A 7,276-nucleotide genomic window follows, 5' to 3' on the forward strand; every position below is an offset into this window, starting at 1 on the left:
TGAGATTTGACTTGTTTTCTTTTTCAGCAATCAAAACCAACTGATCTCCGGATAACAGCTCATCAATGGACACAGAGAAATATCTGGATATTTCCTTTAATGAATCTATGCTCGGATATCCTCTTCCGGTATCACATAGTTAAAGATATTGGTATCATTCAATCAATTTTGCCGATAAAGCGGTAGAAGATTTCTACCTCCTGTTCCCGGCTTCCATCCTCACCTTTGACCGCTTCATGGACAACGATTTTTTCAATCAGCGTATTCAAAAGTTCGGCGGTCAGTTCTGTTGGATTGACGCACTCTTTCATCAAGGCAATCCATTTTTCTGCGTCTGCGGCGTTCTGGCTTTCAGTGGCGATAGCGGATTGAAGCCGCTCAATCTTTTCGTCCAGTTCAGCCTGTTCGCTTTGGTACTTCCCGGACAGCATAGAGAAGTTGTATTCCGTGATACGCCCCGCCGCCCAGTCCTCATACATCCGGGCAAACAGGGTATCGACTTCGGCTTTCCGCTTCTCCGCTTTGTTCAACTCTGCAGCTTGCTTCTTTCTTGCGGCGACCTGTCCCTTGTCATTGGCGTTTAACAGCCGCTTCAAGAGCCGTTCTTCATCATGCTGTACCAGCCCCGACCAGTATTGCAGACGGGAAAGGACATAGGCGTAAAGCACATCATAGCGGATATAGTGCATGGAGCATTGGCGTGTGCCCTGTCCGTACTTGCTACAATGATAATGGCCGTAAGGCTTGCTGTTCTGCCTGTTCTCCCCATAGGACAGCGACCAGCCGCAATCCGCACATTTTACCAATCCGGAAAAAATCTGTGTTGTACCGTCCTTGCATTTTCTGCGGCGGTTTGCTATCTGCTCCTGTACCTGCCGGAAAACCTGTTCGCTGATAATCGGCTCCTGCGTGTTCTCCACCCGCACCCATTCACTTTGGGGCTTGCGTATCCTCCGCTTGTTCTTAAAGGAAATGTTTGTTTCCCGGTAGTGGATGGTATGGCCGATATAGGTTTCATCTTTCATAATGCTCTTGACCTGCGCTATCGTCCATGCGTAGCTTTTTTCCTCCGGCGCACCCGCATAGATGTTTGCGAAAGTCCCGTCACGCTGAAAGTTGATAAATCCCGGCGTGGGAACCTTTTCCGCAATCAGTATGCTTGTGATACTGGCTGCCCCTCTGCCATGAATGGCAAGGTCAAAAATCTTCTCCACTATCCAGCGGGTTTCCTCGTCGATTATCAGCTTGTTTTTGATTTCCGGGTGTTTCCTGTACCCGATGGGAGCATAGGCACCGATACGCTGTCCTGTGGCAAACTTCGCTTTGAAAGCGGCCTTTACCTTGCGGCTCGTATCTTTCGCAAACCATTCATTGAACAGGTTTTTGAACGGGACAAAATCAGAAAGCCCTTTCTCTGTGTCCTCATTCTCCGCAACGGCGATGTAGCGCACCCGTTTTTCCGGAAAGAGAAATTCCAGATAGTAGTCCATCATCACATGTTCCCGCCCGAAACGGGAAAGGTCTTTCGTGACAATGCAGTTTACTTTTCCGGCTTCCATATCGTCCATCATGCGCTGAAAATCCGGGCGTTCAAAGTTCGTCCCCGACCAGCCATCGTCCACATATTCACCGACTACATGAAGCCCCTGTTCCTTTGCGTACTGTTGCAGGATTGTCCGCTGTGTTTCAATGCTTACGCTGTCACCATAGTTTTCATCGTCCCGGCTCAATCTCATATAAAGCGCCGTGTTGTAAATCGTAGTATTGTAAGGTTGTTTCACCGTTAAAAATCCTCCTTCTAAAGAAACAACCCACGCTTACAATACTTTTGCTCTATGGCAATTATATCATAAGCGTGGGCGCGTTATCAATGATGGGCTATCAGGTTGAAGCGGCTTTTTCTGCGGTATGCCGCACCACATCTACAATCAGATCACCGAGGGGCTTCCCGCCTGTGGCGAAGTGTTCGGAGATTTTTATACGGTTGTTCCCACATACAAAATACTGCGTGCCGTTCTCTGCTTGTATGACCTGCCCTGTCCGGGGTGTAAAAATATCGCTTTCGCTTTTTGCCATCCAGTGTCCTCCATATTCAGTTTTCAAGGTACAATGCCGCACAGGGGCGGCGAAAATTTCTGCTTATATCTATCACCTTTCCTTTACCGTGTGCCGCTGCTGCCGTTTCAGTTCCGCCAGTATATCCGGCGGGATACGGTCAACCAGCCGCTGTAAATTGTCCAGTTCGCTTTTCAGCTTTGCCCGTTCTATCGTATCTTTCATCTTGTCTTTTTCACTGGCCTTTGCCCTTGCTTCCAGCTTTTCATTTTCCGCCAACAGGTCATTGATTGTGACCTTGTACTTTTTCAACTGCCCGGAGAAGTTCTCCATCTGCGGGAACCACTTTTTCAGCATGGAGAGGGCTTCCTCTTTTTTCTTTCCGGCGTTCAATGGGTTAATGCCGTCAAGGGCGGCTTCAATGGCTCTAGCCTGTTTGGAGAGGGAAACCGCCTGTTTGAAAAGCCGGGTGGGGATATGCTTCCGGCCTGTCTTGCTGGCACTCTCCCCACGCTCCAAGTCGGGATATTTCTCCACCATATAGGCGTGAAAATCGTCCTGCCACTTCGTCAGGTTTGCCCGGTTGCCGATAATCTCCTTTGCACACAGGCGGTTGTCCTTTGTCAGCGGAACAAAGGTCAAATGCAGGTGAGGCGTTTTCTCGTCCATGTGTACCACCGCCGACACGATATTTTCCTGTCCTACCCGGCCAATGAGAAAATCCGCCGCCCTTTGGAAGAACGCCTGTATCTCCTTTGGGGATTTCCCTTTGAAAAACTCCGGGCTGGCGGTTATCAGCGTATCGACAAACCGTGTGCTGTCTTTCCTCGTCCGGCATCCAGCCTGCTCAATCCGGCTCTGAATGAAGTGGTAATAGCGTCCCTCCGGCTTGACGATATGGAAGTTGTATTTACTCCGGCTTGTGTCAATGTCGGGGTTGCTGGCGTATTGTTCTTTCTGTCTTTCGTGATGGGCTTCCAGCGGCCTTGCCGGGTTGCCCTTGTGCTTCTCAAACCGCAAAATTGCGTGTTGTGCCATTCTGCTCCTTTCCCCATCCCTTTCCTATCCGGGGTTTTCCACAGGGAAAATCTCACAGGAATTAGCTCGGATAGGATTGGAATGGATAGAATATAAATCAATCTTTTTATCTTTGTATTTCTATATACCGTCCGGTTTCCGTACTCCAAGAGGGTTGATTTTCGTACTTGTCAAGTGCGGTTTTCAGTCCTCCGGCGTACCAGAACGGGATTTCTTGAAGTCGGTGTTTGGAACCGCTTCAAAGGATTTTGGGTAGATGCGGTTGGGTTTTCCACAGCCCTGCTTCTGGATCTCCACCAATCCGGCATATTGCAGTTCTCGCAGGGTGTTCACCGCCTTTTGCCGCCCACAGTGGAGCAGGGCGACTACCTCGCAGATTGGATAGTACAGGTAAATGCGCCCGTACTCGTCCGCCCAGCCGTTCTTACGGGACAACTCCGTCCGGCGTAGGATAAAGGCGTACAGAACCTTTGCCTCGTTGGACAGGGGCTTGAATGTGGGGGTTTCAAAGAGAAAATTCGGGAGCCGGGTGAAGCTGAACGCCTTTTCTGGCTGATGGATATAGATGGTATTTGTCATAGTGCGTTTTGTGGACGGTTAGAAGCCCGTTTTCCGGGGTGGGCGATACTTTATACCACCCGCCCCGGTTTGGGGCTCGCAAAACCTGATAAATCAAGGCTTTTTTCGCTCCTAACTGTCCACAGCAGACCTCCTTTTCCGTTCACTTTCTGTTTTCTGCCGCCTGTGAACTCTGGCGGCACAGCCGGGGCAGTATTTTGCCCGGTTGGATTTGGGGACGAACACGCCGCCGCAGACCGCACAGCGTTTCAAGTCCTTATCCCGGAAAATCTCCGCTTCCAGCGTTCCGTCCAGCGGCAAAACCGCCCAGCGGAACCACTTACAGCAGACCGAGAAAGAAACCGTCTGCGGGCAGGTGCAGGTGTCCCCATCGTCAAGGGCAATGCAGTTGCCGTCCTCACAGCAACAGCACTCCCGGCGTATCAGGCTGGCCGCCTGTTTCCTCTGCGCCGGTGTCATGCGGTAAAGGGAACCGTCCGGCCTGCGTTCCAGCGGCGGCAAGTCTTTATAGGGGTTATCTCTCATGCGTTCCCTCCATTTTGCTTTCCGTTGCCGTTCTCCCCGAAAAGGTTTCCTGCCCCATTCCTGCGGCGTATTCCGGCGTTGGCACGCTCCCCGCAACTTCGGGACATTTTGTCCCGAAGTCCGGCTCCTTGCGGTGCTTCCCCAGCCGGGGTATCCCTTTTCGGACGGTCATTCTGTTTCCAAGGTGCTGTCCATCGATGAACTACCCTAAGTCTACACGAAAAAAATGCAATCCCCGGAATTTTGCGAGAATTGCATTTTGATGAAGTTTACACTTTGGAAATTGCATTTTTGCAATCATTCTGTATAATGGAAGTGTGTGGAGGAGGTGCGTATCTATGGCTTTACCCGGAACACCCGGACAGCGGATTTCCGATTTATGCAACGGGAACCATATCACACAAAAGGAACTTGCAGAGAAGATAGGCGTTTCCGCTTCCCAGTTGAGCCGCATTGTCAGCGGCGAGACGAGAACGGTCAGCAGTGATATTCTCATAGGAGTGGCAAAGGAATTTAAGGTATCGACAGACTATATACTGGGCTTGTCCACCGTGAGCGTCCGTAAAAGTTACGATATTTCTGAATTAGGTTTGTCAGAGGGAGCCGTGAGGGGGCTTGTGACGGGTGCTGTTGATGTGCAAATACTCAATCGCTTACTGGAACACAGGAATTTTCCCAAGCTGATAGATTTGATACGGATTTATTTTCAGGACACGGCGGCAAAGGGGATAATGGCACGTAACCAGCTTATCGAGATGGCAACGGCTTCCCTGTCCGACTTGATGAAAGAACACCCGGAACACCGGGCGGAAGCAAAGCAGGATTTACAATTTTTGAACGCCCAGAAGATGGGGGAACATGAAGCAGAGATTGAGAAAATCAAAAATGTGTTCCTTGCTATCCTGCGGGATATTAAGAAAGACATTGATAACGGAGAACAGCCGGGGGAAGCTGTGACCGCCGCTATGTTCCAAGCCATGCGGGACGCACTGTCGGAGCAGAAGCAAAACCCGCTTTCCATTGACGATGTAACAGCAATGATAACCGGACAGATCGGACAGCTTGCGCCGATGGACGAAGAAACTGCCGACCTGTTCCAGCAGCTGGCGAAGAAAATGATGACGCAAATGTTAAAAGATAGTGATGAGAAAAAAGGAGATTGATTTTATGAAAAAGATACTTTCATGCTTTTTAGTATGTGCTTTTTTATGTACGGGTTTATATGGGTGTGGTAGTAAAAAAACAGAGCTGATTGAAGAAGCCAAAGACCTAACACTTTCCCAAGAAATTTCGATAACCCCCGAACAAAATGATTATGGAATACCCGCATATAATTTTTTAAAACATATTCAATCAAACTATCCGGGGCGCGTTGCTGGCACTGAAAAAGAAACGGAAATGGCTGTATTTATTTTGTCCGTCCTCTTAAATGGTGGATATGCGGAAAGCGACATAGCTATAGAGTCTTTTGAAATAGATGATTCCACGCCTATGATGGATGAAGCCATACAAAATGTATTCGATGGAGGTGAAAAAAGTAATTCAAGTCAAAATATTTTGATAACCAAAAAAGGAGAAAGCGAAAAAACGATTATTGTTGGCGCACATTATGATAGTGCTGGAACACATGGTGTAGATGACAATGGCTCCGGCGTATCTGTTGCTTTGGAAAATGCCCTGCGAATGGTCAACACTCCAACATACTATACTATTCAATATGTATTTTTCGGTTCAGAAGAACCGGGAATGTATGGCTCAAGGGCATACGTTGAATCACTTTCCGAAAAGGAAAGAGAAAATATTATATTGATGATAAACATTGATACTGTCCTCGCTGGGGATTACCTTTATTTGTATGGCGGTAAGGTGAATGATAACGGCACTGTTGATAATACCGAAGCAGTATTTAAAGCCTACGAAATTGTTAAGGAAATTGGCTTGAACATACAATTACCACCAGACGGAAATAACGATTATCCCTATCCTACAGGTCAAAAAAGAAGCGACCACGCACCGTTTAATGACATAGGAATTCCGTACATATATTTTGAAGCAAACAACTGGGAAAATGGTTCTCCTGTCGAAACAGAAAAGAATGGATTGATAATGCATACAGATATGGATGATTTGGATTTTATTGAAAATGAATATAGCGGACGTGTCCAAAATACACTCAGCAGCTATTCAATATTATTATATTCTTTACTTCAAGAAAACAACTGGGAGCAATAACACAAATGGATAGCAAAGACATCCGAGCCAGTCAACGGTCAAGATGAACGGCGCATTTCATGCACCGCCGTTGACAGTCCCGTCTGTCTTTGCTGATAGGCAATCAAGGCGGGAAAGCCCTAAAATGGCTTCCCGCCCATTTCAATTTTTAGAGAAAAACGCTCCAAAATCAGAAAGAGAGCGGCCAAGCACTTTGCGGGATTGGCCGCCTTGTCCACCCATTCAGCGGGACGGCGGGTGGCGGTCAAGGCCGGGTGTAAATCCGTTCATTTCAGCCTTGACGGTTGCCCGTTGTCTTGCTGATTTTCCGGGAGTGTGGCCACAACTTCGGGACATTTTGTCCACTAGTCGGAGCGTAGGACGAGGGACGGGGGCTTTCATATACGCCCTGTCTGCTGATGAAAACAGACCTGCGCTTGTGGCTCCACGCCACACAAGCACAGCCCTGTTTTCCTGCCGCTTCAAATGCCCTTGCCCTCCCCGGCGGCAACGGCATTTTCACGGCAACGCCGACAGAGCGTATAACACACTACACTTTGCTTCGCAAAGTTGTGTGCCAAATGGGGGCGTTGCCCCCTTTGGAAACCCCCACAAGAAAAGGCGGTACGCTACCCCTCCACGGGGCGCATACCGCCTTTTCTTGTTATCCAGCCCTCCGGCTGTATCGGTTGAGCAAAAGTCAGCGTGGGAATGGTGTGGTATCTTTATCTAAGTGAACCCCCGGATTCCCATTTTGAAATTGCAGTTCTTGAAACAAATAATGCCTCGGCTAGTTCTTCTTGTGTCAAACCTCGGCTCTTTCTTAATTCCTGAAGCTTTTCATGGAATTCCACCTCCTTCACCTCCT

The 7,276-nt window shown here is 48.6% G+C and carries 7 protein-coding genes and 2 pseudogenes; 2 read left to right on the plus strand and 7 right to left on the minus strand.

Going from position 1 to position 7,276, the window contains the following annotated elements; genetic code table 11:
* The 6 genes and pseudogenes from J3351_RS14220 to J3351_RS13785 form a co-directional block, all read right to left on the minus strand.
* A pseudogene (locus J3351_RS14220) lies at window positions 1-133 on the minus strand (XRE family transcriptional regulator); the annotation flags it as partial.
* A 25-nt stretch (window positions 134-158) separates the two neighbouring features.
* A complete protein-coding gene (locus tag J3351_RS13765) occupies window positions 159-1,736 on the minus strand; it encodes a recombinase family protein (protein WP_195481592.1) in 1,578 nt (525 codons plus the stop codon).
* A gap of 145 nt (window positions 1,737-1,881) precedes the next feature.
* The gene (locus J3351_RS13770) at window positions 1,882-2,076 is read right to left on the minus strand and encodes a hypothetical protein (RefSeq protein WP_055214386.1); all 195 of its coding nucleotides are present in this window, start codon (window positions 2,074-2,076) and stop codon (window positions 1,882-1,884) included.
* A gap of 72 nt (window positions 2,077-2,148) precedes the next feature.
* Window positions 2,149-3,093, minus strand: a complete 945-nt coding sequence (mobV, locus tag J3351_RS13775; protein ID WP_055214388.1) for a MobV family relaxase — start codon at window positions 3,091-3,093, stop codon at window positions 2,149-2,151.
* 183 nt (window positions 3,094-3,276) lie between these two features.
* Window positions 3,277-3,672 (minus strand): replication initiator protein A, encoded by a 396-nt coding sequence (locus J3351_RS13780; RefSeq protein WP_055161992.1) that lies wholly within the window; start codon window positions 3,670-3,672, stop codon window positions 3,277-3,279.
* A 111-nt stretch (window positions 3,673-3,783) separates the two neighbouring features.
* A complete protein-coding gene (locus J3351_RS13785; RefSeq protein ID WP_008373577.1) occupies window positions 3,784-4,197 on the minus strand; it encodes a cysteine-rich VLP domain-containing protein in 414 nt (137 codons plus the stop codon).
* Between the two features lie 338 nt (window positions 4,198-4,535).
* Between J3351_RS13785 and J3351_RS13790 the strand changes: the two genes are divergently transcribed.
* Both J3351_RS13790 and J3351_RS13795 read left to right on the plus strand, forming a co-directional pair.
* Window positions 4,536-5,360, plus strand: coding sequence for a helix-turn-helix domain-containing protein (locus tag J3351_RS13790; protein ID WP_055161995.1), 825 nt, complete (start codon window positions 4,536-4,538; stop codon window positions 5,358-5,360).
* Window positions 5,361-5,364: 4 nt separating this feature from the next.
* On the plus strand, window positions 5,365-6,429 hold the full coding sequence (locus J3351_RS13795) for a M28 family metallopeptidase (RefSeq protein ID WP_242699434.1): 1,065 nt from the start codon (window positions 5,365-5,367) through the stop codon (window positions 6,427-6,429).
* 719 nt (window positions 6,430-7,148) lie between these two features.
* On the opposite strand, the pseudogene J3351_RS13800 reads toward J3351_RS13795, so the two are convergent.
* Window positions 7,149-7,262, minus strand: a pseudogene (locus tag J3351_RS13800) (helix-turn-helix domain-containing protein); the annotation flags it as partial.
* Window positions 7,263-7,276 lie beyond the last annotated feature (14 nt).

It is taken from the genome of Faecalibacterium sp. Marseille-Q0746 (genome assembly GCF_017377595.1).
GTDB lineage: Bacteria > Bacillota > Clostridia > Oscillospirales > Ruminococcaceae > Faecalibacterium > Faecalibacterium duncaniae.

Coding starts and splice junctions, on each gene's coding strand:
- mobV (WP_055214388.1), bottom strand. CDS start 3,093: ATGGCACAACACGCAATTTTGCGGTTTGAGAAGCACAAGGGCAACCCG.
- J3351_RS13790 (WP_055161995.1), top strand. CDS start 4,536: ATGGCTTTACCCGGAACACCCGGACAGCGGATTTCCGATTTATGCAAC.
- J3351_RS13785 (WP_008373577.1), bottom strand. CDS start 4,197: ATGAGAGATAACCCCTATAAAGACTTGCCGCCGCTGGAACGCAGGCCG.
- J3351_RS13770 (WP_055214386.1), bottom strand. CDS start 2,076: ATGGCAAAAAGCGAAAGCGATATTTTTACACCCCGGACAGGGCAGGTC.
- J3351_RS13795 (WP_242699434.1), top strand. CDS start 5,365: ATGAAAAAGATACTTTCATGCTTTTTAGTATGTGCTTTTTTATGTACG.
- J3351_RS13765 (WP_195481592.1), bottom strand. CDS start 1,736: ATGAGATTGAGCCGGGACGATGAAAACTATGGTGACAGCGTAAGCATT.
- J3351_RS13780 (WP_055161992.1), bottom strand. CDS start 3,672: ATGACAAATACCATCTATATCCATCAGCCAGAAAAGGCGTTCAGCTTC.